General features: G+C 63.5%; 30 protein-coding genes. 18 read left to right on the top strand and 12 right to left on the bottom strand.

Annotated features, from left to right (window positions below):
• Nucleotides 1-10: 10 nt before the first annotated feature.
• Genes thrC through QTI24_RS00835 form a run of 3 tightly spaced genes read right to left on the bottom strand, consistent with a single transcriptional unit; the run spans nucleotide 11 to nucleotide 4,016 of the window.
• A complete protein-coding gene (gene thrC / locus QTI24_RS00845) occupies nucleotides 11-1,426 on the bottom strand; it encodes a threonine synthase (RefSeq protein ID WP_286597718.1) in 1,416 nt (471 codons plus the stop codon).
• Nucleotides 1,426-2,748: a homoserine dehydrogenase gene (locus QTI24_RS00840; RefSeq protein ID WP_286597717.1), complete on the bottom strand. Its 1,323-nt coding sequence runs from the start codon at nucleotides 2,746-2,748 to the stop codon at nucleotides 1,426-1,428. The genes thrC and QTI24_RS00840 overlap by 1 nt, the downstream gene beginning before the upstream one ends.
• Before the next feature lie 44 nt (nucleotides 2,749-2,792).
• Nucleotides 2,793-4,016 (bottom strand): pyridoxal phosphate-dependent aminotransferase, encoded by a 1,224-nt coding sequence (locus QTI24_RS00835; protein ID WP_286597716.1) that lies wholly within the window; start codon nucleotides 4,014-4,016, stop codon nucleotides 2,793-2,795.
• A 66-nt stretch (nucleotides 4,017-4,082) separates the two neighbouring features.
• Between QTI24_RS00835 and QTI24_RS00830 the strand changes: the two genes are divergently transcribed.
• From QTI24_RS00830 to QTI24_RS00800, 7 genes are all read left to right on the top strand, one after another.
• The gene (locus tag QTI24_RS00830; protein WP_286597715.1) at nucleotides 4,083-4,469 is read left to right on the top strand and encodes an Mth938-like domain-containing protein; all 387 of its coding nucleotides are present in this window, start codon (nucleotides 4,083-4,085) and stop codon (nucleotides 4,467-4,469) included.
• A gap of 120 nt (nucleotides 4,470-4,589) precedes the next feature.
• Nucleotides 4,590-5,066 carry a peroxiredoxin gene (locus QTI24_RS00825; protein WP_021006537.1) on the top strand — a complete coding sequence of 159 codons (477 nt, stop codon included), beginning with the start codon at nucleotides 4,590-4,592 and terminating at the stop codon, nucleotides 5,064-5,066.
• A gap of 191 nt (nucleotides 5,067-5,257) precedes the next feature.
• Entirely contained in the window at nucleotides 5,258-7,003 is a 1,746-nt protein-coding gene (locus QTI24_RS00820; protein WP_286597714.1) for a PhoH family protein, read from the top strand.
• A 197-nt stretch (nucleotides 7,004-7,200) separates the two neighbouring features.
• The gene (locus tag QTI24_RS00815; RefSeq protein WP_286597713.1) at nucleotides 7,201-7,650 is read left to right on the top strand and encodes an EVE domain-containing protein; all 450 of its coding nucleotides are present in this window, start codon (nucleotides 7,201-7,203) and stop codon (nucleotides 7,648-7,650) included.
• Between the two features lie 18 nt (nucleotides 7,651-7,668).
• On the top strand, nucleotides 7,669-8,136 hold the full coding sequence (locus QTI24_RS00810) for a GyrI-like domain-containing protein (RefSeq protein ID WP_286597712.1): 468 nt from the start codon (nucleotides 7,669-7,671) through the stop codon (nucleotides 8,134-8,136).
• Between the two features lies 1 nt (nucleotide 8,137).
• Nucleotides 8,138-8,620: an MGMT family protein gene (locus tag QTI24_RS00805; RefSeq protein ID WP_286597711.1), complete on the top strand. Its 483-nt coding sequence runs from the start codon at nucleotides 8,138-8,140 to the stop codon at nucleotides 8,618-8,620.
• A gap of 9 nt (nucleotides 8,621-8,629) precedes the next feature.
• Nucleotides 8,630-9,340, top strand: a complete 711-nt coding sequence (locus QTI24_RS00800; RefSeq protein ID WP_286597710.1) for a helix-turn-helix transcriptional regulator — start codon at nucleotides 8,630-8,632, stop codon at nucleotides 9,338-9,340.
• A 1-nt stretch (nucleotide 9,341) separates the two neighbouring features.
• On the opposite strand, the gene dnaB is transcribed toward QTI24_RS00800, so the two are convergent.
• From dnaB to ppsA, 7 genes are all read right to left on the bottom strand, one after another.
• Nucleotides 9,342-10,745 carry a replicative DNA helicase gene (dnaB, locus tag QTI24_RS00795; RefSeq protein WP_286597709.1) on the bottom strand — a complete coding sequence of 468 codons (1,404 nt, stop codon included), beginning with the start codon at nucleotides 10,743-10,745 and terminating at the stop codon, nucleotides 9,342-9,344.
• Between the two features lie 171 nt (nucleotides 10,746-10,916).
• Nucleotides 10,917-11,369, bottom strand: a complete 453-nt coding sequence (gene rplI / locus QTI24_RS00790) for a 50S ribosomal protein L9 (RefSeq protein ID WP_286597707.1) — start codon at nucleotides 11,367-11,369, stop codon at nucleotides 10,917-10,919.
• A 13-nt stretch (nucleotides 11,370-11,382) separates the two neighbouring features.
• On the bottom strand, nucleotides 11,383-11,664 hold the full coding sequence (gene rpsR, locus QTI24_RS00785) for a 30S ribosomal protein S18 (RefSeq protein WP_007830781.1): 282 nt from the start codon (nucleotides 11,662-11,664) through the stop codon (nucleotides 11,383-11,385).
• Between the two features lie 21 nt (nucleotides 11,665-11,685).
• Complete coding sequence (gene priB / locus QTI24_RS00780) at nucleotides 11,686-11,988, bottom strand: primosomal replication protein N (protein WP_286597706.1); 303 nt, start codon at nucleotides 11,986-11,988, stop codon at nucleotides 11,686-11,688.
• A gap of 4 nt (nucleotides 11,989-11,992) precedes the next feature.
• On the bottom strand, nucleotides 11,993-12,367 hold the full coding sequence (gene rpsF, locus QTI24_RS00775) for a 30S ribosomal protein S6 (RefSeq protein WP_028253450.1): 375 nt from the start codon (nucleotides 12,365-12,367) through the stop codon (nucleotides 11,993-11,995).
• Between the two features lie 118 nt (nucleotides 12,368-12,485).
• Nucleotides 12,486-13,004, bottom strand: coding sequence for a hypothetical protein (locus QTI24_RS00770; RefSeq protein ID WP_286597705.1), 519 nt, complete (start codon nucleotides 13,002-13,004; stop codon nucleotides 12,486-12,488).
• A 210-nt stretch (nucleotides 13,005-13,214) separates the two neighbouring features.
• Nucleotides 13,215-15,608: a phosphoenolpyruvate synthase gene (gene ppsA, locus QTI24_RS00765; RefSeq protein WP_286597704.1), complete on the bottom strand. Its 2,394-nt coding sequence runs from the start codon at nucleotides 15,606-15,608 to the stop codon at nucleotides 13,215-13,217.
• A gap of 188 nt (nucleotides 15,609-15,796) precedes the next feature.
• On the opposite strand from ppsA, the gene ppsR reads away from it, so the two are divergent.
• Nucleotides 15,797-16,618: a posphoenolpyruvate synthetase regulatory kinase/phosphorylase PpsR gene (gene ppsR, locus QTI24_RS00760; RefSeq protein WP_286597703.1), complete on the top strand. Its 822-nt coding sequence runs from the start codon at nucleotides 15,797-15,799 to the stop codon at nucleotides 16,616-16,618.
• 55 nt (nucleotides 16,619-16,673) lie between these two features.
• Here the strand turns inward: ppsR and ahpF are convergent, their stop codons facing one another.
• Nucleotides 16,674-18,248, bottom strand: coding sequence for an alkyl hydroperoxide reductase subunit F (ahpF, locus tag QTI24_RS00755; RefSeq protein ID WP_286597701.1), 1,575 nt, complete (start codon nucleotides 18,246-18,248; stop codon nucleotides 16,674-16,676).
• An 81-nt stretch (nucleotides 18,249-18,329) separates the two neighbouring features.
• Nucleotides 18,330-18,902 carry an alkyl hydroperoxide reductase subunit C gene (gene ahpC / locus QTI24_RS00750; protein ID WP_286597700.1) on the bottom strand — a complete coding sequence of 191 codons (573 nt, stop codon included), beginning with the start codon at nucleotides 18,900-18,902 and terminating at the stop codon, nucleotides 18,330-18,332.
• A 214-nt stretch (nucleotides 18,903-19,116) separates the two neighbouring features.
• Here ahpC and bfr point away from each other — a divergent pair, with 214 nt between their 5' ends.
• From bfr to QTI24_RS00700, 10 genes are all read left to right on the top strand, one after another.
• Nucleotides 19,117-19,593 (top strand): bacterioferritin, encoded by a 477-nt coding sequence (gene bfr, locus QTI24_RS00745; RefSeq protein ID WP_286597698.1) that lies wholly within the window; start codon nucleotides 19,117-19,119, stop codon nucleotides 19,591-19,593.
• 198 nt (nucleotides 19,594-19,791) lie between these two features.
• The gene (locus QTI24_RS00740) at nucleotides 19,792-20,436 is read left to right on the top strand and encodes a PepSY-associated TM helix domain-containing protein (RefSeq protein WP_286597696.1); all 645 of its coding nucleotides are present in this window, start codon (nucleotides 19,792-19,794) and stop codon (nucleotides 20,434-20,436) included.
• A gap of 19 nt (nucleotides 20,437-20,455) precedes the next feature.
• Nucleotides 20,456-20,980: a DUF2271 domain-containing protein gene (locus QTI24_RS00735; protein WP_286597695.1), complete on the top strand. Its 525-nt coding sequence runs from the start codon at nucleotides 20,456-20,458 to the stop codon at nucleotides 20,978-20,980.
• 34 nt (nucleotides 20,981-21,014) lie between these two features.
• Complete coding sequence (locus QTI24_RS00730) at nucleotides 21,015-21,818, top strand: DUF4198 domain-containing protein (RefSeq protein WP_286597694.1); 804 nt, start codon at nucleotides 21,015-21,017, stop codon at nucleotides 21,816-21,818.
• A 125-nt stretch (nucleotides 21,819-21,943) separates the two neighbouring features.
• The gene (locus QTI24_RS00725) at nucleotides 21,944-22,858 is read left to right on the top strand and encodes an FAD:protein FMN transferase (protein ID WP_353506077.1); all 915 of its coding nucleotides are present in this window, start codon (nucleotides 21,944-21,946) and stop codon (nucleotides 22,856-22,858) included.
• Complete coding sequence (locus tag QTI24_RS00720) at nucleotides 22,855-24,219, top strand: sulfite reductase subunit alpha (RefSeq protein ID WP_286597693.1); 1,365 nt, start codon at nucleotides 22,855-22,857, stop codon at nucleotides 24,217-24,219. Before QTI24_RS00725 ends, QTI24_RS00720 begins: the two co-directional genes overlap by 4 nt.
• A 101-nt stretch (nucleotides 24,220-24,320) precedes the next feature.
• A complete protein-coding gene (locus QTI24_RS00715; protein WP_286597692.1) occupies nucleotides 24,321-25,001 on the top strand; it encodes a Fe2+-dependent dioxygenase in 681 nt (226 codons plus the stop codon).
• Nucleotides 25,002-25,116: 115 nt separating this feature from the next.
• The gene (locus tag QTI24_RS00710; RefSeq protein WP_286597691.1) at nucleotides 25,117-25,389 is read left to right on the top strand and encodes a (2Fe-2S)-binding protein; all 273 of its coding nucleotides are present in this window, start codon (nucleotides 25,117-25,119) and stop codon (nucleotides 25,387-25,389) included.
• A gap of 104 nt (nucleotides 25,390-25,493) precedes the next feature.
• The gene (locus tag QTI24_RS00705; protein WP_503011213.1) at nucleotides 25,494-26,189 is read left to right on the top strand and encodes an energy transducer TonB; all 696 of its coding nucleotides are present in this window, start codon (nucleotides 25,494-25,496) and stop codon (nucleotides 26,187-26,189) included.
• Between the two features lie 20 nt (nucleotides 26,190-26,209).
• A complete protein-coding gene (locus tag QTI24_RS00700) occupies nucleotides 26,210-26,926 on the top strand; it encodes a MotA/TolQ/ExbB proton channel family protein (RefSeq protein ID WP_286597689.1) in 717 nt (238 codons plus the stop codon).
• Nucleotides 26,927-26,931 lie beyond the last annotated feature (5 nt).

Here is a 26,931-nt window from a genome sequence, read left to right as displayed (position 1 = left end):
GCCTACCGCATCAGTCGCAGTGCTGCGCAATGTAAGCCTTGACCGCTTCGGCATCAGCCGGCAGCTTGACAACGCGCTTGGGGAGCGCTTCGATGCCCTCGAAGCGTGCGGGACGCTCCGGCTCGTGCCCCAACGCTTCGACGATCGTTTCGGCGAATTTGATAGGCAGCGCGGTTTCCAGAACGATCATGGGCACGCCCGGCACCAAGTGCTCGCGCGCGACCTTCAGGCCGTCGGCGGTGTGCGTGTCGATCAGCGTCGCGAAGCGCTTGTCGGTATCGCGGATGGTGGAGAGCCGGTCGGCATGCGTGCTCCGGCTGCTCGCGAAGCCGAAACGCGTCGCGGCCTGGGCGAAGACCGGATCCTTGCTCAGATCGAAGCGGCCTTCGCGGCCGAGTTCGTCCTCGAACAGCCCGCGCGCTTTCGCTGCGTCGCGGCCGACCAGGTCGAACACGAAGCGCTCGAAATTGCTTGCCTTGGAAATGTCCATCGACGGGCTCGACGTCTCGTGTGTGTCGGCGGCCGAGCGCACCCGGTAGACGCCGGTGCGGAAGAACTCGTCGAGCACGTCGTTCTCGTTGGTGGCGACCACGAGCGTGCGAATCGGCAGGCCCATCGTGCGCGCGACGTGGCCGGCGCAGACGTTGCCGAAATTTCCGGACGGCACGGTGAAGCTCACCTGCTTGTCGTTGCCGCCCGTCGCCTGGAAGTACCCCGCGAAGTAATAGACGACCTGCGCCAGCAAGCGCGCCCAGTTGATCGAGTTGACCGTGCCGATCTTGTACTTGCGCTTGAAGGCCAGGTCGTTCGACACCGCCTTGACGATGTCCTGGCAGTCGTCGAACACACCGGCGATCGCGATGTTGTGGATGTTCGCGTCCTGCAGGCTGAACATCTGCGCCTGCTGGAACGGGCTCATGCGCCCGTCCGGCGAGGTCATGAAGACTCGCACGCCCTTCTTGCCGCGCATCGCGTACTCGGCGGCGCTGCCGGTGTCACCGCTGGTCGCGCCGAGGATGTTGAGCTCTTCGCCACGGCGGGCCAGTTCGTACTCGAACAGGTTGCCGAGCAGCTGCATCGCCATGTCCTTGAACGCGAGCGTGGGGCCGTTGGACAGGGCCTCGAGGTAGACGCCATCCTCCAGCTCGCGCAGCGGAACGATTTCGACCGTGCCGAACACTTCGGCGGTGTACGTCTTCGCGCAGATCGCCTTCAGGTCGGCAGGCGGGATGTCGTCGATGTAGAGCGAGAGGATTTCGAACGCCAGCTCGGCGTAGGAAAGCCCACGCCACTTCGCCAGCGTGGCGGCATCGACTTGGGGGTATCGCTCGGGCAGGTACAGGCCGCCGTCGGGCGCCAGACCTTCCAACAGGATCTCGCAGAAACGTCGGCGGTCCGGGTGACCGCGCGTGGAGAGATAACGCATCAGGACAGCTCTTCCTTGCGAATGCGCACGATCGGCGCCAGCACCGTGGGCAGCGCCTGCAGTTGGGCGAGCGCGTCGTCCAGGGTCCCTTCGCGCGTGTCGTGCGTGAGGATGATCAAGTCGGTCTGCGTCGAGCCTTCGCCGCCCACTTCGTCGGCTTCCCGCTGCAGCACGGCATCGATGCTGATGCCGGCGCTGGCGAGCAGGCCCGTCACCTTGGCGAGCACGCCGGCCTCGTCCGCCACTCGCAGGCGCAGGTAGTAGCTGGTCACCACCTCGGCCATCGGCAGGACCTTCAGGTCGCTCATTGCGTCGGGATGGAAGGCCAAGTGCGGAACGCGGTGCGCCGCATCGGCCGTGTGCAGGCGCGCGATGTCGACCAGGTCGGCAATCACCGCGCTGGCGGTCGGCTCGCTGCCGGCGCCCTTTCCGTAGTAGAGCGTGGTGCCGACGGCATCGCCGTTGACCACCACCGCGTTCATCGCCCCTTCGACGTTCGCGAGCAGCCGCTTGGAAGGCACCAGCGCGGGATGCACGCGCAGCTCGATGCCCTGCGCCTTGCGCTTGGTCACACCCAGCAGCTTGATGCGGTAGCCGAGCTGCTCGGCGTACTTGATGTCCTGCGCGGCGAGCTTGGTAATGCCCTCGATGTGCGCCTTGTCGAACTGCACCGGGATGCCGAAGGCGATCGCGCTCATCAGAGTGACCTTGTGCGCGGCATCGACACCTTCGATGTCGAACGTCGGATCGGCTTCGGCGTAGCCCAGGCGTTGCGCCTCCTTCAGCACCGTGGCGAAGTCGAGGCCCTTGTCCCGCATCTCCGACAGGATGAAGTTGGTGGTGCCGTTGATGATGCCGGCGATCCACTGGATGCTGTTGGCCGTGAGGCCTTCACGCAGCGCCTTGATGATCGGGATGCCGCCTGCGACCGCGGCTTCGAAGGCCACCATGACGCCCTGGGCGTGCGCCGCCGCGAAGATTTCGGTGCCGTGCACGGCGAGCAGCGCCTTGTTGGCGGTGACCACGTGCTTGCCGGCGGCAATCGCCTCGAGCACCAGCTGCTTGGCGATGCCATAGCCACCGATCAGCTCGACCACGATGTCGATCTCGGGATTGGCGATGACGGCGCGTGCGTCGTTGACGACCTGCACGCTATCGCCGACCACCTCCCTGGCGCGCGCCGTATCGAGATCGGCGACCATCGTGATCTCGATGCCGCGGCCCGCGCGGCGCTTGATTTCTTCCTGGTTGCGCCGGAGCACCTTGAAGGTGCCGCTACCGACCGTGCCGATGCCGAGCAGGCCAACTTGGATGGGATTCATTCGATTCGTCTTCTAAAGCAATGGGATCTGAACGCGCGGCGGCTTCAGGCGACCCGGTTTCGGTAGCGTTCGAGGAAGCTGGCGATGCGTGCAACCGCCTCGCGCAGGTCTTCTTCGTGGGGAAGGAACACGATGCGGAAGTGGTCCGGCGTCGACCAGTTGAAGCCGGTGCCCTGCACCAGCATCACCTTGGTCTCCTTGAGCAATTCGAGGAAGAACTGCCGGTCGTCATCGATCGGATAGACCTTGGGGTCGAGCTTCGGGAACATGTAGAGCGCCGCACTGGGCTTGACGCAACTGACGCCCGGAATCGCGGTGATGAGTTCGTAGGCCAGGTCGCGCTGCCTGCGCAGTCGACCGCCCGGACCCACCAGGTCATTGATGCTCTGGTAGCCGCCCAGCGCGGTCTGGATCGCCCACTGGCCCGGCACGTTGGCGCACAAGCGCATGTTCGAGAGCATGTTCAAGCCCTCGATGTAGTCGCGCGCCATCTTCTTGTCGCCGGACACGACGAGCCATCCGGCGCGATAGCCACAAGAGCGGTAGCTCTTCGACAAGGAATTGAAGGTGAGCGTGAGCACGTCCTTCGAGAGGCTGGCGATGGCGGTGTGCTTGACGCCGTCGTAGAGCACCTTGTCGTAGACCTCGTCGGCGAAGATCACCAGGCCGTGCTCGCGCGCGATAGCGACGATGCCCTTGAGCAGGTCGTCCGAATACAGCGCGCCGGTCGGGTTGTTGGGGTTGATGACGACGATGCCCTTGGTACGGGGCGAAAGCTTGGCGCGGATGTCGTCGAGGTTCGGCATCCAGCCGTTGTCCTCGTCGCACAGGTAGTGCACCGGTTTGCCGCCCGACAGGCTCGCCACTGCCGTCCACAGCGGATAGTCAGGCGCCGGCAGCAGCAGTTCGTCACCATCATTGAGCAGCGCGTTGGTGGCCATCGCGATCAGTTCGCTGGCGCCATTGCCGAGGTAGATATCGTCCAGCGTGACGCCCGCGACACCTTGTTTCTGGGTTTCGTGCATCACGGCCTTGCGCGCCGCGAAAATCCCCTTGCTGTCCGAATAGCCCGCCGACGCCGGCAGATTGCGGATCATGTCCTGCTGGACCTCTTCGGGTGCATCGAAGCCGAACAGGGCGAGATTGCCGATGTTGAGCTTGATGATCTTCTGGCCCTCTTCCTCCATCTGCTTCGCGGCGTCCATGATCGGGCCGCGGATGTCGTAGAGCACGTTGGCCAGCTTGGCCGATTTCTTGAGCGGTTTCAAAGTCCCTCCAAGGGGGTCTGCGCAGGGGAAAACCTATAATTTGACCACAGTTCCCACCCCCTCCAGATGAAGCTCCAGCCCGACAAATCCGACGTCCAGACACTCACGGCACATGGCCCGGGCTGGGTCGCCATCAACAATGAACGGGTCGAAACCAGTGTGGTGGTCGGCTCGCGCGGCGAGCGCGTCGAGTGGAATTGCTCCCGCTTCGACGAAATCGGCGCGGAGCATTTCGCCCAACTCGCCTCGCTGGGCGCGGAACTGATCATCTTTGGCAGCGGCGCACGCATCCGTTTCCCGCAACCGGCCTGGCTTCAGCCCCTGATGGCGCAGCGTACCGGTGTCGAGACGATGGACACGCCTGCGGCCTGCCGCACCTACAACATCCTTGCGAGCGAAGGCCGTCACGTGGTCGCCGCTCTGCTCGTCGAGAGCCCGGACGCTGGGCAGTAGCAGGCATTTCGGGGTAAAATCGCGGGTTGCGAACCGGCGGCCCGCCCTCAGTTAGCAACGACCAATCCTTCATGAACCCGACCGGATCGGGCATGGAATCAAACGGAGAAAACAAGTTTCATGGCGATCGTTGTCAACAAACCCATTCCCGAATTCGACGCCAATGCCACCGGCGGTCTCAAGGTCTCGAACACCTCGCATCTCGGCCACGTGCTGGTCATGTACTTCTACCCCAAGGACAACACGCCAGGTTGCACGACGGAAGCGATGCAGTTTCGAGACCGCTACAAGGACTTCGAAAAGGCAGGCGCCACCGTATTCGGTGTTTCTCGCGACAACATGAAGTCGCACGATGAATTCAAGGCCAAGCTCGAACTCCCCTTCGAACTGATCGCCGACACCGAAGAAAAGATGTGCCACATGTTCGGCGTGGTCAAGAACAAGATCATGTACGGCAAGAAGGTCAAGGGCATCGAGCGCAGCACGTTCCTGATCGGCGCCGATGGCGTCCTGAAGGCCGAATGGCGCGGCCTCAAGGTGCCCGGCCACGTGGACGACGTGCTGAAGGCTGTCAAGGCACTCAAAAAAGCTGCTTGAACTGTGAAGTGTGTGAGGTTTTGCGCAATCTCGTTGGTGACGCGCAACGAACACCGGATGCGACACACCTGATGTGCATAATGGCCCAATGCCGTTGAGCTCCACGACCGCATCCACCGAACAAAGCCGCCCTGGTCTTCAGGCGGCTTTTTCGCTTTCTGGCCCCTTCTTTTTTGCGAGCGAACCGATCCATGCCCCTGCCTCCCGCCCCCACGAAACGCGCCGCATTGCTTTCGCCGGACGCGCACGACGCGCCCGCCCGTTCTTCGCACGGAAGAAGCGGCCGACGCTCGTCTGATCGCAGTACCGAAGACGCCGGGTCGAACGGGACCCGACCGCTCGAATTGTTCGACCGCCATGCCGCGGAAGCCGGCGGCGCTGTCGAGGCGCCGGTCGCGCCCAGGGCAAAAGCACCCGCGCCAGCGGTGCCCGAAGCGCCGCCCAGCCGCCGCGGCGAGACTCGTGTGAGCGCGCCGGTGGCTGCCCCGCAAAACCCGCCGCGCGCCAAACGCGGCAAATCCAACGGTCCGGCCAAGCTTTTCGTCCTCGACACGAATGTGCTGCTGCATGACCCGATGTGCCTGTTCCGTTTCGAGGAACACGACATCTTCCTGCCGATGATCGTGCTGGAAGAACTCGATGGCCACAAAAAGGGCACGACGGAAGTCGCGCGAAACGGCCGCCAGACCAGCCGCACGCTCGATGCGCTCGCCGCGGCGCAAGGCGCGGACATCGGCAAAGGCCTGAAGCTCGACACCACCGGTCACCGCGAAGCCGGCGGCAAGCTGTTCTTCCAGACCGCGCCACTCGACTACACGCTGCCGACCAGCCTGCCGCAAGGCAAGGCCGATAACCAGATCCTGGGCGTGGTGCAGGCCCTGCGCGACCTCTACGCCAAGGACGCGCCCGACCGCCCGAAGCAGGAAGTGGTGCTGGTGTCCAAAGACATCAACATGCGCGTCAAGGCGCGCGCGCTGGGCCTGGCCGCCGACGACTACCAGAACGACAAAACGCTCGAGGACGGCGACCTCCTCTACTCCGGATCGCTCGCCCTGCCAGCTGATTTCTGGACGCGCCAAAGCAAGACGGTCGAGAGCTGGCAGAGCGGCAGCAGCACCTTCTACCGGATCAGCGGTCCGATCGTGCCGAACCTCTATATCAATCAGTTCGTCTATTTCGAGGCGCCCGGCGAGCCGAGCATGTATGCGCGCGTGACCGAAATCCGCGACAAGACGGCAGTACTCAAGACGCTGAAGGACTACGGTTCGCTCAAAAACGCTGTCTGGGGCGTGAGTACGCGCAACCGCGAACAAAACTTCGCGATGAACCTGCTGATGGACCCCGATGTCGACTTCGTGACGCTCACCGGCACCGCCGGGACCGGCAAGACGCTGATGGCGCTGGCCTCGGGCCTGACACAGGTACTCGACGACCGTCGCTACACCGAGATCATCATGACCCGTGCCACCGTGAGCGTCGGCGAGGACATCGGCTTCCTGCCCGGCACGGAAGAGGAAAAGATGGGCCCCTGGATGGGCGCGCTCGACGACAACCTCGAATTCCTCGCCAAAGGCGACAGCGGCGGCGCAGGCGAATGGGGACGGGCGGCGACCAACGAGTTGATCCGCAGCAAGATCAAGATCAAGAGCATGAACTTCATGCGCGGGCGCACCTTCCTCAACAAGTACGTGATCATCGACGAAGCGCAGAACCTGACGCCCAAGCAGATGAAGACGTTGGTCACGCGCGCGGGTCCGGGCACCAAGATCATCTGCATGGGCAACCTGGCGCAGATCGATACGCCTTACCTCACCGAGGGCTCGTCCGGCCTGACCTTCGCGGTCGACAAGTTCAAGGGCTGGCCGCACAGCGGCCATATCACCCTTGCACGCGGCGAGCGCTCGCGCCTAGCCGATTTCGCCAGCGAAGTCCTTTAGTCCCCTTCGTTTAGCCGGCCGAGGACGACCCTGGCGAAGCCAGGCCCGTTGGTGAAACGCCGCGGTACCGGCTTTGCCGGGCCGCTGGTGTTGCCCCCGGCAGGGGGTGGGCAGCTACACGAAGTGAGCCAACCTGGGGGCGAGCCACATCGCTGCTGACAGGACGCTGTCAGTAGGGCTCGCGCAGCATGGCGGGCATGAACCGCAGAAATTGGATCGCAGTCGCCAGTGCCGAGCACGCCCGCCGTGGGCGTGACAACCCGGAAGGCGGCTTCATGCAGGTCGGGCACGGCAAGCTCGCGCCGTTGAAGCGGATTGCCGCAGGCGACCGCATCGCCTACTACTCGCCCGCCACCGCGTTGGGCGGCACCGACAAACTTCAAAGCTTCGTTTCGATTGGCCTTGTGCACGGCGACGAGCCCTACGAAGCGGACATGGGCAACGGCTTCGTTCCGTGGCGCCGCGACGTGCGCTATGCGGTCGCGAGCGAGGCGCAGATCCTTCCCCTGATCGACCGGTTCGACTTCGTCGAAGACCCGAGGCGCTGGGGCTACACGTTCCGATTCGGATTATTTGAAGTCAACGAGCACGACATGCGCCTGATCGCCGGCGCGATGAAGGCCAGTCCCCGGGCGCTCGCCCTCTGATTTCACATGGAGCGACACATGCAGACTCAATCACAACCCCAACTTCGACGCGTCGACGCCTTCAACGTCGCTGGCGTCTCCGGGCGAACCACTCATCGCAACGACAGCGACCCCGGCGCTGCGCAGATCGGTGCACTGTGGGATCGCTTTTTCGACGAGCGCGTGTACGAAAAGACGCCGCACCGGATGAACGACATGCGGCTCTTCGGCGTTTATTCCGCCTGCGCGGCAGACACGCACGGAGTGTTCGACATCACAACCGGCGTCGCGGTGTCGGATGGGCCGTCGGCGGTCCGGATCGAGGGGGGCGACTACCTGGTCTTTACTGGGCAAGGCGAAATGCCGGAGATGGTGCTCGCCGTGTGGAGGGCGATCTGGCAGTATTTCGAGGAGCACCCCGAAATCAAGCGCCGCTACCGGAGCGACTTCGAGGCCTACAGCGGCCCGGAACAGGTCGCCATCCACATCGGAGTCGAATTGGATTGACATGGGTTCGGCCATCGCGAGGAACGGCAAAAGCTGGCGAGAGAGGCTCGCCGGCTATCCCACGCTGCCCGACATCAAGCCGATTCCGGAGCGCATGCAGCAGCGCCACGGACACGGGACGATCGTGACGCCCTCCCCTCGCGAGGTCGACCAAGCGATGAAGCGCGTGCCGGAAGGTCGCCTGGTCACGGTCTTCGGCATCGGACAGCAACTGGCCCTTCAGCACGGCACCACGATCGGCTGCACGGTGACAACGGCCATCTTCGCGAGCATGGCGGCCCAGGCCGCCGAAGAAGACCGGCAGGCCGGCGTTGCAGATATCACGCCCTACTGGCGCACCTTGAAAGCCAACGGCGAGCTGAATCTCAAGTATCCGGGCGGCCTCGATGAACTCATGCAACGGCTCGAATCCGAAGGTCACACCGTGGTCCAGCGCGGACGGCGATATTTCGTCGAGGACTTCGAGAAGAAGCTCATGCGCTAATCTCCCTTTATGCGTCGCGCAGACCGCCTCTTCCAGATCGTCCAGCTCATTCGCGGGAGACGACTCACGACCGCCACCTTCCTGGCGCAACGCCTCGAGGTGTCGGATCGAACGGTGTACCGCGACGTGGCCGACCTTCAGCGCCAGGGAGTGCCCATCGAGGGCGAAGCCGGCGTCGGCTATCGCATCGGCGCAGGCTTCGACGTACCGCCGCTGATGTTCACGCAGGATGAAGCGGCGGCACTGGTGGCGTCGGCGCGGATGGCGCAAAGCTGGGTCGATCCCGCGATGGCGCGGGACATCGAGACTGCGCTATGCAAGATCCTGTCGGTTTTGTCTCCGGCAGCGCGGATCTCGGCCGAAAGCCTTGCGCTCTACGCGCCGGCCTACGCGCTCGACGACGGGACGCGCGCCCGCCTGCAGACCTTGCGTGAAGCCGTGCAATCACGCCAGAAGCTGCGCATGGACTACCGCGACGTCAATGGCGCCCCGAGCCAGCGCATCGTCCGGCCGCTCGGCTGTTTCTATTGGGGAAAGGTCTGGACCTTTTCCGCCTGGTGCGAGCTCCGCCAGGACTTTCGCGGGTTCAGGATCGATCGCATCGACCATATCGAAGTTCTGCCCGAGCGCTTTCGCGATGAACCCGGCAAGACGCTGGCCGAGTTGCTTCGACGCCTGCAGGAAGAATCGCGGCAATACGATTCACCGCAGAAGTCATAGGTCAGAAATCGGCGCCGCCACCGGCGAGGTTCTCGAACTTGGTGAGCGGCTTGAGGAACGCCAGCTTGACCGTCCCCGTCGGCCCATTGCGATGCTTGCTGATGATCACTTCGGCCACGCCCGGCTCCTTGCTGTTCTTGTCGTAGTAGTCGTCGCGGTAGATGAACATGATGATGTCGGCATCCTGTTCGATGGCGCCAGATTCGCGCAGGTCGCTCATCATGGGGCGCTTGTCGGTGCGGCTTTCCACGCCACGGCTGAGCTGCGACAACGCGATCACCGGGCACTTGAGTTCCTTGGCGAGCATCTTCAGTCCGCGAGAGATTTCGCCCACGGCCGTCGCGCGGTTCTCATCGTTCATGCTGGTCGACACGCTCATGAGCTGAAGGTAGTCGACCACGATCAGCCCGAGCTTCCCGTACTGCCGCGCCAGGCGTCGGGCGTTCGCACGCAACTCGCTGGTGGTCAGACCTGGCGTCTCGTCGATATGCAGCGATACATTGCGAAGCTTCTCGATCGCTTCGGTGAGACGCGGCCATTCCTCGTCGGTGAGCTTGCCGGTCCGCAGATGTCCCTGGTCGATGCGGCCGATCGAGCCGACGATACGCACCGCGAGTTGCGACGCACCCATTTCCATCGAGAACACCGCCACCGGCAAACCCTCGTTGAGCGCGACGTGCTCGGCGATGTTGATCGCCAGCGAGGTCTTTCCCATGGACGGGCGCGCCGCCAGCACGATCATGTCGCCCGGCTGCAGACCCGAAGTCATCTTGTCGAATTCGTAGAAGCCCGTACGAACGCCGGTAATGTCGTTGGGGTTCTCCGACATCTCCTGCACCCGATCCAGCAGTTCGACCACCAGCGTATCCATGCCCTGGAAGCCCTGCTTCATGCGGGTGCCTTCTTCGCCGATGTTGAAGATCTTCTGTTCGGCCTCGTCGAGGATCTTGTCAACCGCCTTGCCCTGCGTATTGAACGCATTGGTCGCGATCTCGTCGCTCGCGCTGACCAGCTTGCGCAGGATCGAGCGCTCGCGCACGATCTCCGCGTAGCGCCGGATGTTGCTTGCGCTCGGCACGTACTGCGCGAGCGAGTTGAGGTATGCGAGGCCGCCGATCTCTTCTGCCTTCCCGAGGTTTTGCAGTTGCTCGTACACCGTGATCACGTCCGCCGGCTTGCTGGCGTTGATCAGCGTACCTATGGACGCGTAGATCAGCTTGTGTTCATGGCGATAGAAATCGCTGTCCACCAACACATCGGCCATCCGGTCCCAGGCACCGTTGTCGAGCAGGAGGCCGCCGAGCACGCTCGATTCGGCCTCGATCGAATGCGGGGGGATGCGCAGCTGCGCAATCTGGCGATCGGACGACGGATCGTTATCGGCGTAGGAAAAGACGGCGGACATGAAGCTCCTTGCAACCTTGCATGCTAAGCCGCGCGACGCGCTGCGTCACGTGGACAAGGCTGTGAATAAACGGTGATCTTCCGGTGCACCACGCGGGACAACCCAGGTGGCCAGAAAAACAAAAGCCGCCCGAAGGCGGCTTTTTCGACGCGCACGAGGCGCGCTCGGTGATCAGGCGCTTTCGCCGTACACCGTGACGGTGATATCGACCACCACGTCGGTGTGCAGTGCGACGCTGACGGTGCTGTCGCCGACGACCTTGATCGGGCCGTTGGGCATACGCACCTGCGACTTCGCAACCTTGTAGCCTTGCTTGTTCAGCTCTTCGGCGATGTCGTGGTTGGTGACCGAACCGAACAGACGGCCGTCAACGCCGGCCTTCTGCGTCAGCTTGACGGTCGTGCCGCCGAGCTTTTCGCCCTGGGCTTGCGATTCGGCCAGCTTGGCGGCCGCGGCCTTTTCGAGTTCGACGCGCTTGGCTTCGAATTCGGCCTTGTTGGCTTCGGTGGCGCGGCGTGCGCGACCCGACGGAATCAGGAAATTGCGTGCGTAGCCGTCTTTGACCTTGACGATCTCGCCGAGCACGCCGAGGTTGACGACTTTGTCCAGAAGAATGACTTGCATGGTGTCTTGCTCCTTAGACGCGGTGTTGGTCGCTGTACGGCACCATTGCGAGGAAGCGTGCGCGCTTGATCGCGGTGTTGAGCTGGCGCTGGTAGATCGCGCGCGTGCCGGTCAGGCGTGCGGGGATGATCTTGCCGTTTTCGCTGATGAAATCGCGCAGGGTGTCGATGTCCTTGTAGTCGATTTCTTCGACGCCAGCGACGGTGAAGCGGCAGAAGCGCTTGCGCTTGAACAGCAGCGACTGGGTATTGCGCTTCGGGCGCTTGTCTTTGTTGAATTTCTTGAACGTGGCCATTGAGGGACCTCTTGTCGAAAATTAATCTTGCTGAAAATCCTGGATGTGCAGAACCGGATGCTTGCCGTTGCCCGGGGTGGCGAGAAATCCCTGGAATCGCCAGAGACTTCCCAACGCCTGCCTTGCGAGTCGCTCGGCCACTGCGCCGAACGCCACGGCCTTGAGGGCCGCCTTGATCTGCCTGGGTTGCCCCGCCTCGGAGACTGTCGACTCGTGTTCGAGTCTGAGGTCGACGGCGGGCAATCCGGCAGGAGTGAAACGCAGGGCTCCGAGTTCGGCGACGCAGGCAGTCAGCACCAGCTGATTGACTGCGGCAGCACTCACACCATCAGTTGTTGTTGGCGGCGTATTCGGCCTGCTGGGCCTTGCGGGCCTCTTCGCGTTCGACCGTCTTCATCATCGACGAAGGACCGGTATCGGCCTTCTTCTTGACCACGGTGAGGTGGCGCAGAACAGCGTCGTTGAACTTGAATGCGTGCTCGAGCTCGGCCATCACGGCTTGTTCAGCCTCGATGTTGACGCACAGGTAATGCGCCTTGTTGAGCTTGTTGATCTGGTAGGCCAGCTGGCGGCGGCCCCAGTCTTCGACGCGGTGGACCTTGCCGCCGCCGGCGGTGATCAGGCCCTTGTAGCGCTCCAGCATGGCCGGAACTTGCTCGCTCTGATCCGGGTGGATCAGCAAAATGATTTCGTAGTGACGCATGGCACTCCTTGTGGATCTTCCGTAGAAGGGATAAAGCCACCCGCAGCGTCGGTCGCGGTGTGGCAAGGCAAAGCCGGAAATTATAGCAGTCAAACGCTGCCGGCAGGCCCGTGACCGATCACCCGACCAGCGCGAGTTCCAGTGCGGCCACCTTCTCCGGGCCTACGGCGGCCCGAATCTTCGGCAGGAGCTCGACCAGTTCCTCGTATGTCGAGGTTCCTTCGACCGACAGATTGAGTCTGAACCCCCGCAACCCGAGGCTTCCCGTGAGTTGCGTAGCGATCGGATAGGCGTCCTTGTAGCGCTGCTGGCTCGAGCGCTCCGAGGGCAACGATGAGGCAACGGGCAGCATCTCGGTCGGAGGCGCCGACGGCACGCGCGCCGGGACGTCCGGCATGGCTGGCTTACCGTCTGCCCCAGCGTTGGCCGCATCCGAAGATCCGCCCACTTGCCCTAGCAGCCCGAGTTCGACCATCTGGTCGATGTCCTCTCGCGCAATGCCCATGCCGGCTTCGAGCACGTCGTTCAACGAGCGTTTGCCGTCGAAGAGGATGAATGCGGAGCGTTGCCGGGGCGTGAGCCGCACGGATCGGTCCTTGAGCGCTTGGTGCCCGGCTTCTGTCTTGACAAGAATCATGTGTTCCTGGACGCGGAAGTCCGGAGCGCCTTCGAGACCGACATACGGCCCATGTGCGCGCTCTCGGAGGTGCATCCCCCTGTGAGTGGTAAGTTTGACACCAAAGATTCATTTGGTTTCAAGTACACCAAGCTGACATAGGGATTACGACCTCAGCTGTGAACAATGTCGTTGCGCGGCGGTGACAAGCATCCGCCGCCGCCCCTCGCGTCAGCGCTTCGCGAGCTGCTGCCAGGTATCGATCACGCTGTCGGGATTGAGCGAGATCGATTCAATACCCTGCTCGGCCAACCACAGCGCGAAATCCGGATGGTCGCTAGGCCCCTGCCCGCAAATGCCGACGTACTTGCCTTGCGACTTGCATGCCTTGATGACGCGCTCGAGAAGCGCCTTGATAGCCGGATCCCGCTCGTCGAAATCTGCGGCAAGCAGTTCGAGACCCGAGTCCCGGTCCAGGCCCAGGGTAAGTTGGGTCAGGTCGTTGGACCCGATCGAGAAGCCGTCGAAGTACTTCAGGAATTCCTCCGGAAGGATCGCGTTGCTCGGCACCTCGCACATCATGATCAGCTTGAGCTCGTTCTCGCCGCGCTTCAGGCCGTGCTCGCCGAGCAGACTCGTCACGCGCTCTGCCTGGCCCAGGGTGCGCACGAAGGGCACCATGATTTGCACGTTGGTCAGGCCCATCTCGTTGCGCACACGCTTGAGCGCTTCGCACTCCATGGCAAACGCCTCGCCAAAATCCTTGCTGAGGTAGCGCGCCGCGCCGCGGAAGCCGAGCATCGGGTTTTCTTCCTCGGGCTCGTAGCGGCTGCCGCCGATCAACTTGCGGTATTCGTTCGACTTGAAGTCGGACAGGCGCACGATCACCGCCTTGGGCCAGAACGCCGCACCGATCGTCGCGATGCCCTCGGCCACCTTGTCGACGTAGAAGGCCCTCGGAGACGCGTGGCCGCGTGCGACCGACTCCACCGCCTTCTTGAGGTCCGCGTCGACATTGGGGTAGTCGAGGATCGCCTTCGGGTGCACGCCGATGTTGTTGTTGATGATGAACTCGAGGCGCGCCAGACCCACGCCGTGATTCGGCAACTGGGCAAAGTCGAAAGCAAGCTGAGGGTTGCCCACGTTCATCATGATCTTGAGGTCGATCTCGGGCATCTCGCCGCGCGTGACCTCGGTCACTTCGGTCTCGAGCAAGCCGTCGTAGATGAAACCGGTATCGCCTTCCGCGCAGCTGACGGTCACCAGTGTGCCGTCCTTGAGCAGGTCCGTCGCATCACCGCAGCCCACGACCGCCGGGATACCCAACTCGCGCGCGATGATGGCCGCGTGGCAGGTACGCCCGCCACGATTGGTGACGATCGCTGCCGCGCGCTTCATCACCGGTTCCCAGTTCGGGTCGGTCATGTCGGTCACAAGCACGTCGCCGGCCTGCACCTTGTCCATTTCGCTGATGTTGTGGACAAGGCGCACCGGCCCGGTCCCGATCTTCTGCCCGATCGCGCGCCCCTCGGCCAGCACGGCGCCTCTGCCGAGAAGCTTGTAGCGCTGCTCGGCCTTGCCCTGCTGCTGGCTCTTCACGGTTTCGGGCCGCGCCTGAAGGATGTAGAGCTGACCGTCGGTGCCGTCCTTGCCCCATTCGATGTCCATCGGACGGCCGTAGTGCTCCTCGATCACGAGCGCGTATTTGGCGAGTTGCTCGACGTCGACGTCGCTCAGCGAATAGCGGTTGCGGTGTTCGGTCGGAACATCGGTGGTCTTGACGAGCTTGCCGCTGGCCGCCTTTTCCTCGGCGGTCGCGAATTCCATCTGGATCAGCTTGGAGCCGAGGTTGCGGCGGATCACCGCGCGCTTGCCGGCCTTGAGCGTCGGCTTGTGCACGTAGAACTCATCGGGATTCACCGCGCCCTGCACCACCGTTTCCCCGAGGCCATAGCTCGACGTGATGAAAACCACATCCTCGAAACCCGATTCCGTGTCGATGGTGAACATCACGCCGGCAGCCCCGAGGTCGCTGCGCACCATGCGCTGGACGCCCGCCGACAGGGCAACGACGTCGTGCGCGAAGCCCTTGTGGACGCGGTAGCTGATGGCGCGGTCGTTGTAGAGCGAGGCGAACACCTCTTTCATCTTGTGGAGCACGTCGTCGATACCGACCACGTTCAGGAAGGTTTCCTGCTGCCCTGCGAAGGACGCGTCCGGCAAGTCTTCCGCCGTCGCCGAAGAACGTACCGCAAAACTGGCTTGGGGGCTGCCCGCCGAAAGGGTTGCAAAAGCGCCCTGAATTGCTTTTTGGAGATCGTCCGGGAAGGGCTGCGCCTCGACCATCGCGCGAATCTCGGCGCCGGCGGCTGCGAGGGCGCGAACGTCCTCCGTGTCGAGCTTCGCGAGCTTGGCGCTGATCTTGTCGGCCAGACCGTCGTGGGCGAGGAACTGCCGGAACGCGTGGGCCGTGGTGGCGAATCCCGTGGGAACGCGCACGCCCTCGGGCAACTGGGAAATCATCTCGCCGAGGCTGGCGTTCTTGCCGCCGACCGACTCGACGTCGGTCATCCTCAGGTTTTCAAACGGTACGACCAGGGCGGTCGCTTCGAAGAGTGCAGACATGGGAAAGCTCCAGAAGTTGAAACCGACGCTTCATGCAGGCGGCGCAACGCGATCACTTTTCTTGTTCTGGGCGTTGGCGGGAGGTGCATGGAAAGATTGGGGCGGGAATCGCGGATCGCATTCCCGATAATGGGCCGAATTGTAGGCGCGCCCCGGTTCGGCGTGCCGCAGGACAAGGCCGCCACATCATGCACACGCGCACAGTTTTCTTCGTCTCGGACGGAACCGGCATCACTGCCGAAACTTTCGGTAACGCCGTTCTCGCCCAATTCGAGATGAAGCCCCGCCACGTTCGGCTGCCTTTCACCGACACGGTCGACAAGGCCCACCAGGCGGTTCGAAGAATCAATCACACGGCGGAGATCGAGGGGCTTCGCCCCATCGTCTTCACGACTCTGGCCAACATGGAAGTCCTGGAGGTGATCGAAACCGGCTGCAAGGGCATGCTGCTGGACATGTTCGGCACCTTCGTCCGACCGCTGGAAATCGAGCTGGCGATGAAGTCCAACCATCGCATCGGCCGCTTCAGCGATGTCAGCAAGAGCAAGGAATACAACGCTCGGATCCAGGCCATCGACTTCAGCCTGGCGCACGATGACGGCCAGAGCAATCGCGATCTCGACGGCGCGGACGTGATCCTCGTCGGCGTGAGCCGCAGCGGGAAGACGCCGACCTCGCTGTACCTCGCCATGCAGCATGGCCTGAAGGCAGCGAATTACCCGCTGATTCCCGAAGACTTCGACCGCCGCCAGTTGCCGCCGGCCCTGATGCCGCATCGCAAGAAGATCTTCGGGCTCACGATCCAACCGGAGCGCCTGAGCGAGATCCGCAACGAACGGCGGCCGAACTCGCGCTACGCGAGCCTCGAAAACTGCCGCCACGAGGTCAGCGAGGCCGAGGCGATGATGCGCCGCGCTGGCATCCGCTGGCTGTCGACGACAACCAAGTCGATCGAGGAGATCGCGACGACGATCCTGCAGGAGCTGCGGCCCGAACGGCTGACCTACTGAACCGGTTGCGGGCTGCGCGAAGAGATATTGGCTCGTGCCGTCGGATCAAAGGTTGTCAGGCCACTGTCTCTTCCGCCGGCGCCGAGGTGCGGATCAGGTGATCGAAGGCACTGAGCGCCGCCTTCGCACCGTCGCCGGCTGCGATGATGATCTGCTTGAACGGCACCGTGGTCGCGTCGCCGGCCGCGAACACGCCGGGCACTGAAGTCTGTCCCTTCGCGTCGACCACGATCTCGCCATGCTTCGACAACTCGACCGTGCCCTTGAGCCAGTCGGTGTTGGGCACGAGGCCGATCTGGACGAACACGCCTTCGAGCAGCACCGAGTGGCTCTCGCCACTCGCGCGATCCTTGTAGACCAGGCCATTGACCTTCTGCGTGTCGCCGGTGATCTCGGTCGTTTGCGCGTTGGTGATGACCTTGACGTTCGACAGGCTGTGCAGCTTGCGCTGCAGCACTGCGTCGGCGCGCAGTTGCGTGTCGTACTCGATCAGGGTCACATGGCCCACGATGCCGGCCAGGTCAATTGCCGCTTCGACGCCCGAGTTGCCGCCGCCGATCACCGCCACGCGCTTGCCCTTGAACAGGGGACCGTCGCAGTGCGGGCAATAGGCCACGCCCTTGTTCTTGTATTCGTGCTCGCCGGGCACGTTGATGTTGCGCCAGCGTGCGCCAGTGGAGATCACCACCGAGCGACTCTTGAGCGAGGCCCCGCTCTCCAGCTTGACCTCGATGAAATCACTGCCGCGCACCAATGCCGCCGCGCGCTGCAGATTCATGATGTCGACGTCGTAGTTGCGCACATGCTCCTCGAGCGCCAGCGCGAACTTGGGCCCTTCGGTTTCCTTGATCGAGATGAAGTTCTCGATGCCCATGGTGTCCAGCACCTGGCCGCCGAAACGTTCGGATGCCACACCGGTGCGGATTCCCTTGCGTGCCGCGTACACCGCAGCCGCTGCGCCCGCGGGGCCACCGCCAACGATGAGCACGTCGAACGGATCCTTGCCAGCGATCTTCTTGGCCTCGCGCTCGACGCCGCTGGTATCGATCTTGGCGAGGATTTCCTCCAGGCTCATGCGACCCTGACCGAACTCGGTTCCGTTAAGGAACACGGTGGGCACGGCCATGATCTGGCGTTCCTTGACTTCGTCCTGGAACAGCGAGCCATCGATCATGGTCGACTTGATGCGCGGGTTCTGCACTGCCATCAGATTGAGCGCCTGGACGACGTCCGGGCAGTTGTGGCAGGTCAGTGAAATGTAGATCTCGAACTCGAAATCGCCGTCGAGCGAACGGATCTGCTGCAGCACCGCGTCGTCGACCTTGGGCGGATAGCCGCCGACTTGCAGCAACGCCAGCACCAGCGAGGTGAACTCATGCCCCATGGGCACGCCCGCGAAACGCGGACCGTGGTTTTCGCTCGGCCGATTGATTGAGAACGAAGGCTTGCGATGGTTGTCGTCGCGGCTCTCGATGACTTTCACCAGCGTCGACGATTCAGCCACGTCCTTGAGCAGGGCCTGCAGTTCGCCCGACGCCTTGCTGTCGTCGAGCGATGCGACGATCTCGACGGGCTGCGTGATGCGGTCGAGATAGCTCTTGAGTTGTGATTTGGTGCCGGCGTCGAGCATGGTGAACTCTCTTCTTGAATGCGATGGGAACAAAAAAGCCCGGGAGTTGACACGCCCGGGCTGTGGCGCGAACGAGGCGGCTTAGATCTTGCCGACCAGGTCGAACGAAGGCTTCAGCGTTTCAGCGCCTTCGGTCCACTTGGCGGGGCAGACTTCGCCCGGGTGCGCTGCCACATACTGGGCAGCTTTCACGCGGCGCAGCAGTTCGGCAGCGTCGCGGCCGATGCCGTTGTCGTGCACTTCGATGGTCTTGATCTTGCCTTCGGGGTCGATCACGAAGGTGCCGCGGTAAGCGAGACCTGCGTCTTCACCTTCTTCGATGAGAACCTGGAAAGCGCGGGCCAGTTGCTGGCTCGGGTCGCCGATCAGCGGGTACTTCACCTTGCCGATGGTGTCGGAGGTGTCGTGCCATGCCTTGTGCGTGAAGTGGGTGTCGGTCGACACGCCATACACCTCGACGCCCAGCTTCTGGAACTCTGCGTAGTGGTCGGCCAGGTCGCCGAGTTCAGTCGGGCACACGAAGGTGAAGTCGGCCGGGTAGAACACGACGACGGACCATTTGCCCTTGAAGTTCTCGTTGCTGACAGGCACGAACTTGCCGTTGTGATATGCGGTGGCCTTGAACGGGATGACTTCTGTATTGATCAGGGACATGTAGGGTTCCTTGGTAGCTGATGAAAAAACGAGTGCTTAGTATAACTACTGATTTGTCAATTTTAATAGGCATGAACTATTAAAGGCATTGCACTCCCCTATGAATGCGAACGCCTATCACCCTCACACGCATGCAGAGCGCGAAAGCATGGGTTTACTTGCAACGCCGCACGAGTGGCTCTCACAATCGACCATTTAAGAACAAGGAAAAACCATGAAGGGCGACCCACAAGTCATCGATCATCTGCAGGCGCAGCTCAAGAACGAGCTCACTGCGATCAACCAATACTTCCTCCACTACCGGATGCTCAAGCACTGGGGTCTGGACAAGCTCGCGAAGAAGGAATACGACGAGTCGATCGGCGAGATGAAGCATGCCGACAAGCTCATGGACCGCATCTTCATGCTGGACGGCCTGCCCAACCTGCAGGATCTGGCCAAGCTCAACGTCGGAGAGGACGTGCCGGAAATTCTCGAGTGCGACCTCAAGGCTGAAACCGGCGCGCAAGCGACCATCAAGGCCGGCATCGCTCATTGCGAATCGGTACGCGACTATGTCTCGCGCGACCTGCTCCAGGAAATCCTCGATGACACCGAGGAGCACATCGACTTTCTCGAGACGCAAATCGATCTGGTCGGCAAGGTCGGCTTGCAGAACTACCTGCAGTCGCAGATGGGCGAGATCGAATAGGCGCGCGACACGCACCATCCAAGCGGGGCCCAGCCCCGCTTTTTTTCGCCTTTACGAAACTTCACCGCTATCAATTTCGGAGCATTCGACTTAGCGACGACGAGGCGCCCAGGTACCTCGGCCTCCCTGGCGACTCTTGATCCACGATCTCGCAAATAACATTCATTCTCATCTGTAAGGCTAGAATCGTCGCCTTCGATGACCGCAGCTCCCACCGACAACCGCCGACGCGCCTATTGGCTCAAGACCCTGCACGAATGGCACTGGGTGAGTTCGGCGCTCTGCCTGATCGGCCTGCTGCTATTTGGCATCACCGGCTTCACGCTCAACCATGCGGCCAGCATCGAAGCCAAGCCCAAGGTGACGAGCCGGACCGCCACGGCCGACGATGTCCTGCGCGCAGCGCTGCTGAAGCAACTGCCCGAGGCAAAGGCCAACAAGGGCAAGGCCGAACTGCCCGCCGACCTGCAGCAGTGGATCCACAAGCAGTGGTCGATCGACACAGCGGGCCGCGAGGCCGAATGGTCGGACGACGAGATCTACCTTTCCCTGCCCCGCCCCGGCGGCGATGCCTGGCTGCGGCTCAGCCTGGCCGACGGCGAGGCCGAGTACGAACGCACCGACCGCGGCTGGCTGTCCTACTTCAATGACCTGCACAAGGGCCGCAACAGCGGCGCCGCATGGAGTTGGTTCATCGACATCTTTGCCGCCGCCACGCTGGTGTTCTCGATCACCGGGCTTTTCATTCTCAAGATGCACGCCGGCAACCGGCCTTTCACCTGGCCGATGGTCGGGATGGGCCTCGTGATACCGGTGCTGCTCGCGCTGCTGTTCATCCACTGATCCAGGAAAGAAGGTTTTCGTGCAAGTTCGTTACTCCCTCGCGCTCGCCGCACTATTCGGCGCGCCGGCCTTCGCTGCGGGGCTCACGGTCAACATCGAAGTGCCGCGGCTCAATGTGTCCGAGTACCACCGTCCCTACGTGGCCGCCTGGATCGAGCGGCCCGACCAGTCGGTGGCCAGCACGCTCGCGGTCTGGTACGACGTCAAGAACAAGGGCGGCAATGCCGAGGGCGAAGGCACCAAGTGGCTCAAGGACATGCGCCAGTGGTGGCGACGCACCGGCCGCGACCTGGAAATGCCGATCGATGGCGTGAGCAGCGCCACCCGCCCCGCCGGCAAGCACCAGATCGCGTTCTCCGAGGGTTCGGTGATGCTGCCGAAGCTGGCCCCCGGGGCCTACAAGCTGTATGTCGAGGCCGCGCGCGAGGTCGGCGGCCGCGAGATCGTGAGCATTCCCTTTCAGTGGCCACCGGCGAAGGCCGAGCAGTCGCAGGCCGCAGGCAACAGCGAGCTCGGAGCCGTCACGCTCGAACTCAAGCCCTGAGTTCTTCTTCCTACATCCTCACCGGAATCCCATCATGAAGCTCTCCCTTCGCACCCTTGCCCTCGGCCTCGCCCTCTGCGCCGGCACCGCCGCCGTCCAGGCCCACAATGCCTGGCTGATGCCTTCGAGCACCGTGCTGTCGAAGGCCGACTGGATCACGGTCGACGCCGCGGTGTCGAACGACCTGTTCTTCTTCAATCACAACCCGCTGAACCTGGACAGCCTGGCCGTCACCGCGCCCGACGGCAGCACGGTGAAGCCCGAGAACATGTTCAAGGGCAAGCTGCGCAGCGTGTTCGACCTGAACCTCACGCAGTCCGGCACGTACCGTGTGGCACTCGTCAACGACGGCGTCTTCGCACGCTGGAAGGACAAGGCCACCGGCCAAGCCAAGCGCGCCCGTGGGACGGCAGAGAACATCGCCGGCCAGATCCCGGCCGATGCGCAGGAGGTCGAGATCACGCAATCGGCGGGCCGCAACGAGACTTTCATCACCGTCGGCAAGCCCAGTGCGCTGCGCCCGACCGGCAAGGGCCTCGAACTGATTTCGGCCAACCCGACCGACCTGGTCAAGGGCGAGAAGACGAGCTTCACCCTGCAACTCGACGGCCAGCCGGCCAAGGATCTCGAGGTCACGGTGACGCTGGGCAACACACGTTACCGCGACAAGCTCGACGAGCTCAAGATCAAGACAGACGCCAAGGGCCAGTTCAGCGTGACCTGGCCGGTAGCCGGCATGTACTGGCTCGATGTCAACACGACGGACCAGAAGACCTCGGCGCCGAAGGCCAAGGAACGCCGCCTGAGTTACGCCGCCACCCTGGAAGTGATGCCCTGAGTCCCAGCAACGATCCGGCCGCGCAACGCCCCTCGTTCGCAACCTGGCGCGCTGGCGGCTACGCCAATACGCCGCAGCCGCGCCGCGCCGATCCGCCGACGCTGCAGTCCCTGGCGGGCCGCACCATGGGCACGACCTGGTCGCTTCGCTTCGACAACCCACGCATGATGGCGCTCGACGAGGTGCGCGCCAGCGTGCAGGGCGCTCTCGACCGCGTAGTCGCGCAGATGAGCACGTGGGAGGCCGATTCGGCCATCAGTCGCTTCAACCGCTCTGATACCGGCAGTCGGCACCTGCTCGATCCCGAATTCGCCGAAGTGCTGGCCTGCGCGCTCGACTGGGCGGCCGCCAGTGAGGGCGCGATCGATCCGAGCATCGGTCCGTTGGTCGCGCTTTGGGGATTCGGCGCGCATGCCGGCGCATCAGCCATCGCTCCGCCTTCTCCAGCCGCGCTCGCGCACGCGCGCGGACAGGTAGGCTGGCAGCGCCTGAGGTTCGACCTTGCCACGCGCAGCCTCGTGCAGCCAGGTAGAGCCTCGCTCGACCTTTCGGGCATCGCGAAGGGCTTCGCGGTCGATCTGGGCGCCGCCGGACTGCGGGCTCTCGGACTGTCCGACTTCCTGTTCGAGGTCGGCGGCGAACTGCGTGCCGCTGGAAGGCGGCCTGACGGCCAACCCTGGCGAGTGTCGATAGAAGCATCAACAGTGCCCCCCCTGCGAATGCCACTCGAAGACATGGCGATCGCAACCTCCGGCGACCGCTGGCACGTGCGCGAGCACCAGGGCCGGCGCTGGTCTCACACGCTCGATCCTCGTACCGGAGAACCGAGCATCCACGCCCTGGGCTCGGTGACGGTACTGCACCAGGCCTGCATGCAGGCCGACGCACTGGCGACGGTGCTGACCGTGCTCGGTCCACAAGAGGGCCTGGCCTTCGCCCGGCGGCACAGCATCGCCGCGCTGTTCGTCTGCCGCGGCGCCGATGGGCCGCAGCGACTCGCCAGCGACCGCTGGCCCGTACTCAGCGACTCCGCCCCATGACCGAGCCCACCCTGCGAGCGCTGGCCGCGAGCCTGACCGTGCTCGCCTATGTCGTGTTGTGCACCACCATCTACTGGCGCCAGCGGCAACTGCGCGACGCCACGGCCCGCCGGGCAGCGGCGCTGGCCGGCAACCAGCCTGGCGCGGCGACCCTGGTGCTGTTTGCCAGCCAGACTGGACAGGCTGAAGCCCTCGCCTGGCAGACCGGTCGATGGCTGCACGAGGCCGGTACGCCCGCCCGCGTGCTTGCGCTCAACGATGTCGACACGGCCATGCTCCGCAGCGCGCCACGGGCCCTGTTCATAGCCAGCACCTATGGCGAAGGCGACGCGCCCGATGGCGCCAGCGTGTTCGCGGAGCGCGTGATGGGTGTGCGGGCCGAGTTGTCATCCCTGCGCTATGCGGTGCTGGCGCTCGGCGACCGGCAGTACGCCAACTTCTGCCGCTTCGGGCGCCAGCTCGACGAATGGCTCCACGCGGCTGGCGCGACACGTGCCTTCGAGCGCATCGAAGTCGACAACGCGGACCCAGCCACGCTGGCTGAATGGCAAGCGCGATGCGGCAGCAGCCCCGACACCTCCACGGCGGACACTCCAGAGACGCGAGACGCATCCTGGCGCCTCGCCTCGCGCCGCCTGCTGAACCGTGGCAGCGCGGGTGCCCCGGTCTATTTGCTGGCCTTCACGCCGGCGGCCGCTCCGGCGCCCGACTGGGAGTCCGGCGACATCGCGCAACTGGCGCTCGCGAGCGATTCCGGACGGCCCCGCGACTACTCGATCGCCTCCATCGCCGCCGACGGCGAACTGCAGCTCCTGGTGCGGCAAGAGCAGCATCAGGACGGCACCCTCGGCGCCGCATCCGGGCTGCTGACGTCGACGCTGAGCCTGGGCGACACGATTCAGTTGCGCCTGCGCCCGCACCGCGGCTTTCGCCTTGGCGAGAACGCGCGCCGCCCCTTGCTGCTGATCGGCAACGGCACCGGCCTGGCTGGCCTCCGCAGCCACCTGCGGGCCCGTGCGGCTATGGGTCGACAGGACAACTGGCTGGTATTCGGCGAGCGCAATGTGCAGCACGACTTCCTCTGCCGCGACGAAATCGAAGCCTGGCAGCACAGCGGGGTTCTGCAACGGGTCGACATGGTGTTTTCGCGCGATCAGTCCGAGCGGCTCTATGTTCAGCATCGCCTGCTGCAACTGCACGAGGAAGTGCGCGCCTGGGTTACGCGCGATGCCGCGATCTACGTATGTGGCAGCCTGCAGGGCATGGCGGGTGGCGTCGACGCGGCGCTGCGCCAGATCGTCGGGGAGTCCGTCATGGGCGAGCTCTTGTCCAGCGGAAGGTATTGCCGCGACGTCTATTGAGCCGTGAAGTTGCCTTCCCCGGTCCATCCAGTCGCGTCCCCTCGGTGCGACACTCGCATTCGGCCCCTTGGGCGGGGCTATTTCTTTGAGGAATCCGCAAGATGATGTTGCATGTGCCCGAAGTTCTCAGCACAGATCAAGTGCGTGAGATTCGCGCCGGCCTGGACGCTACCGACTGGGTAGATGGACGCGAGACCGTTGGCGACCAAGGGGCGATGGTCAAGCGCAACCGGCAGTTGCCTGAGCAATCCCCGGTCGGCCGCGAACTTGGCAGGACGATCCTCGGCGCCCTGGCACGCAATCCACTTTTCTTCTCGGCCGCCCTGCCCTTGCGCTTCGTGCCGCCATTGTTCAATCGCTACGAGGGCGGCGAGCACTACGGCCTGCATGTCGACGGCTCGGTGCGCTCGGTACCGGGCAGCGGCGAGCAGTTGCGCACCGACCTGTCCTGCACGCTGTTCCTGTGCGATCCGGAGGACTACGAGGGCGGCGAACTCGAGGTGGTCGACACCTATGGCACGCACGAGGTCAAGCTGCCGGCGGGCGACCTGATCCTGTATCCGTCCAGCAGCTTGCACCGCGTCCACCCAGTAACGGCCGGTGCGCGTGTCTGCTCGTTCTTCTGGCTGCAAAGCATGGTGCGCGACGACCGACAGCGCTCCATGCTGTTCGAAATGGACCAGGTGATCCAGAAACTGCGCGGTCGCCTCGGAGAATGCGAAGAATCCGTCGCGCTCACCGGCCAGTACCACAATCTCCTGCGCATGTGGTCTGAGGTCTGAGGGCTTGGCGTTGGCGGGCCGACCCTGAAGACACGATAGTTATTGCAAATGCGAAGAATTCGTATTTATAATCGAATCCTCTTCAAACAGCCAGCCAACAGCCGCTCTCACCGCCATGATCGTTTGCGTATGTCGCCGAGTCTCCGACCGAGAAATCGCACGTCACGTGCGAGCCGGCATGACTTTCGACGAAGTGCAGTTTGAACTCGGCGTGGCCACCCAGTGCGGCCAGTGCGAAGGTTGCGCGCGCGACGTGGTCGCGCAGTGCAGCATCTCGCATCCGGTCGCCGCGCTTCATCGCGAAACAGGGCCGGTGGCGATCCAGCTTGCCAATTCCATCAAGGAAAGCAACGCATGGAACTCTTCGCGGCCCTCGGCGGTAGCCTGATCTTCGTCGCCAGCTCGGTCTGGTGGATTTTTCGCAAGTAGTAATTGGCGTAGCGGTTTTGCTGCATCGGGGCACCTTTGACGGTGTCCGCACTCGAATGGTTGATTGTGTCTAGCCGCTTTTCTCCGCCCCCTCCCACAGCCCTTGGCCTTTCGCGCAACGCCATCATCGCAGGCGGCGTGGTGCTCTTTCACGTCGCCGCCCTCTGGGCGCTTCAAAGCGGGCTGTTGCGCCGCGCCGCCGAGGTGGTCATTCCGGTGTCGATCCTGAGCGAGTTCGTCGAGCCGCCCAAGCCGGTCGAACCGCCCCCTCCTCCTCCGCCGCCACCCGAACCCAAGCGGCAGATCACCAAGACACCGCCTCCGCCGCGCCCGCAGGCGATTCGCGAACCCAAGCCAACACCGGCGCCGAACGCGCCGACCGGCAGCGTCGAACCGCCACCGCCACCCGCGCCCATTGCACCGCCGGCGCCGCCCGAGCCGCCGGCACCTCCGCCCGCGCCGCCGGCGCCAACTTCGATTCAACTGCCGTCCAGCAACGCCGACTATCTGCAGAACCCGAAGCCGGTCTACCCTGCCATGAGCAGGCGCCTCGGCGAACAAGGCAAGACGGTCCTGCGTGTCCTGATCGGCGTCGACGGGCTTCCCAAACAAGCAAGCATTCGCACGTCAAGCGGCTACGAACGGCTGGACGACGCTGCACGTGCCGCCGTGATGAGTTGGCGCTTCGTGCCGGGCAAACGCAACGGGGTCGTTGAACCGATGGAGTTCAACGTGCCGATCAACTGGGTTCTCAATTAATTTCTCTGGAGTAGCTTCGTATGGATTCCCAATTTGGCCTGATGAACGTATGGCATCAGGGCGACTTCGTCACCAAGGCCGTTGCGCTGCTCTTGATCGGCATGTCCCTCGCATCATGGATCGTGATCCTGATCAAGGCGCTCGACGTCATCAAGTACAAGCGCCAGGCGACGCATTCGCAAGACTTCTGGCACAGCGAAGACTTCGCCACCGCACTCAACAAGCTGGGCACGAACGACAGCAATCCGTTCCGGGCACTGGCCCTCGAAGGTCGCGAAGCGGCCGCCCACCATCGCAACACCAAGGCCCATCTTCATGATGCGCTCGACGTCAGCGACTGGATCACGCGCGCACTGCGCAACGGCATCGACGAGTTCACGGCGCGCCTGCAGACCGGTCTCGCCGTCCTCGCTTCGGTCGGCTCGACGGCGCCGTTCATCGGGTTGTTCGGCACGGTATGGGGCATTTATCACGCACTGATGAGCATCGGCACTGCTGGCCAGGCAACCATCGACAAGGTGGCCGGTCCGATCGGTGAAGCGCTGATCATGACGGCGCTGGGCCTCGCGGTCGCCATTCCCGCCGTGCTGGGCTACAACGCACTCGTGCGCGGCAACAAGTTCGTGCTGACCAAGCTCAACAGCTTTGCGCATGATCTGCATGCCTACTTCGTGACCGGCGCGCGCGTTCAAAGCGGCAGCGTCGAAGCCACGGTCGTTCCGCTCAAGAAAGGCTGAGCGCC

The organism is Variovorax sp. J22P240 (genome assembly GCF_030316855.1).
GTDB lineage: Bacteria > Pseudomonadota > Gammaproteobacteria > Burkholderiales > Burkholderiaceae_C > Variovorax.
Note: the sequence above shows the minus strand (reverse complement) of the source record. Positions and strands in the feature narration are given on the sequence as shown.

What these genes read in the sequence shown, in the direction of transcription:
- thrC (WP_286597718.1), bottom strand. Translation starts at nt 1,426, where the DNA reads ATGCGTTATCTCTCCACGCGCGGTCACCCGGACCGCCGACGTTTCTGC.
- QTI24_RS00840 (WP_286597717.1), bottom strand. Translation starts at nt 2,748, where the DNA reads ATGAATCCCATCCAAGTTGGCCTGCTCGGCATCGGCACGGTCGGTAGC.
- QTI24_RS00830 (WP_286597715.1), top strand. Translation starts at nt 4,083, where the DNA reads ATGAAGCTCCAGCCCGACAAATCCGACGTCCAGACACTCACGGCACAT.
- QTI24_RS00825 (WP_021006537.1), top strand. Translation starts at nt 4,590, where the DNA reads ATGGCGATCGTTGTCAACAAACCCATTCCCGAATTCGACGCCAATGCC.
- QTI24_RS00820 (WP_286597714.1), top strand. Translation starts at nt 5,258, where the DNA reads ATGCCCCTGCCTCCCGCCCCCACGAAACGCGCCGCATTGCTTTCGCCG.
- QTI24_RS00815 (WP_286597713.1), top strand. Translation starts at nt 7,201, where the DNA reads ATGAACCGCAGAAATTGGATCGCAGTCGCCAGTGCCGAGCACGCCCGC.
- QTI24_RS00810 (WP_286597712.1), top strand. Translation starts at nt 7,669, where the DNA reads ATGCAGACTCAATCACAACCCCAACTTCGACGCGTCGACGCCTTCAAC.
- QTI24_RS00805 (WP_286597711.1), top strand. Translation starts at nt 8,138, where the DNA reads ATGGGTTCGGCCATCGCGAGGAACGGCAAAAGCTGGCGAGAGAGGCTC.
- QTI24_RS00800 (WP_286597710.1), top strand. Translation starts at nt 8,630, where the DNA reads ATGCGTCGCGCAGACCGCCTCTTCCAGATCGTCCAGCTCATTCGCGGG.
- dnaB (WP_286597709.1), bottom strand. Translation starts at nt 10,745, where the DNA reads ATGTCCGCCGTCTTTTCCTACGCCGATAACGATCCGTCGTCCGATCGC.
- rplI (WP_286597707.1), bottom strand. Translation starts at nt 11,369, where the DNA reads ATGCAAGTCATTCTTCTGGACAAAGTCGTCAACCTCGGCGTGCTCGGC.
- rpsR (WP_007830781.1), bottom strand. Translation starts at nt 11,664, where the DNA reads ATGGCCACGTTCAAGAAATTCAACAAAGACAAGCGCCCGAAGCGCAAT.
- rpsF (WP_028253450.1), bottom strand. Translation starts at nt 12,367, where the DNA reads ATGCGTCACTACGAAATCATTTTGCTGATCCACCCGGATCAGAGCGAG.
- QTI24_RS00770 (WP_286597705.1), bottom strand. Translation starts at nt 13,004, where the DNA reads ATGATTCTTGTCAAGACAGAAGCCGGGCACCAAGCGCTCAAGGACCGA.
- ppsA (WP_286597704.1), bottom strand. Translation starts at nt 15,608, where the DNA reads ATGTCTGCACTCTTCGAAGCGACCGCCCTGGTCGTACCGTTTGAAAAC.
- ppsR (WP_286597703.1), top strand. Translation starts at nt 15,797, where the DNA reads ATGCACACGCGCACAGTTTTCTTCGTCTCGGACGGAACCGGCATCACT.
- ahpF (WP_286597701.1), bottom strand. Translation starts at nt 18,248, where the DNA reads ATGCTCGACGCCGGCACCAAATCACAACTCAAGAGCTATCTCGACCGC.
- ahpC (WP_286597700.1), bottom strand. Translation starts at nt 18,902, where the DNA reads ATGTCCCTGATCAATACAGAAGTCATCCCGTTCAAGGCCACCGCATAT.
- bfr (WP_286597698.1), top strand. Translation starts at nt 19,117, where the DNA reads ATGAAGGGCGACCCACAAGTCATCGATCATCTGCAGGCGCAGCTCAAG.
- QTI24_RS00740 (WP_286597696.1), top strand. Translation starts at nt 19,792, where the DNA reads ATGACCGCAGCTCCCACCGACAACCGCCGACGCGCCTATTGGCTCAAG.
- QTI24_RS00730 (WP_286597694.1), top strand. Translation starts at nt 21,015, where the DNA reads ATGAAGCTCTCCCTTCGCACCCTTGCCCTCGGCCTCGCCCTCTGCGCC.
- QTI24_RS00725 (WP_353506077.1), top strand. Translation starts at nt 21,944, where the DNA reads ATGGGCACGACCTGGTCGCTTCGCTTCGACAACCCACGCATGATGGCG.
- QTI24_RS00720 (WP_286597693.1), top strand. Translation starts at nt 22,855, where the DNA reads ATGACCGAGCCCACCCTGCGAGCGCTGGCCGCGAGCCTGACCGTGCTC.
- QTI24_RS00715 (WP_286597692.1), top strand. Translation starts at nt 24,321, where the DNA reads ATGATGTTGCATGTGCCCGAAGTTCTCAGCACAGATCAAGTGCGTGAG.
- QTI24_RS00710 (WP_286597691.1), top strand. Translation starts at nt 25,117, where the DNA reads ATGATCGTTTGCGTATGTCGCCGAGTCTCCGACCGAGAAATCGCACGT.
- QTI24_RS00700 (WP_286597689.1), top strand. Translation starts at nt 26,210, where the DNA reads ATGGATTCCCAATTTGGCCTGATGAACGTATGGCATCAGGGCGACTTC.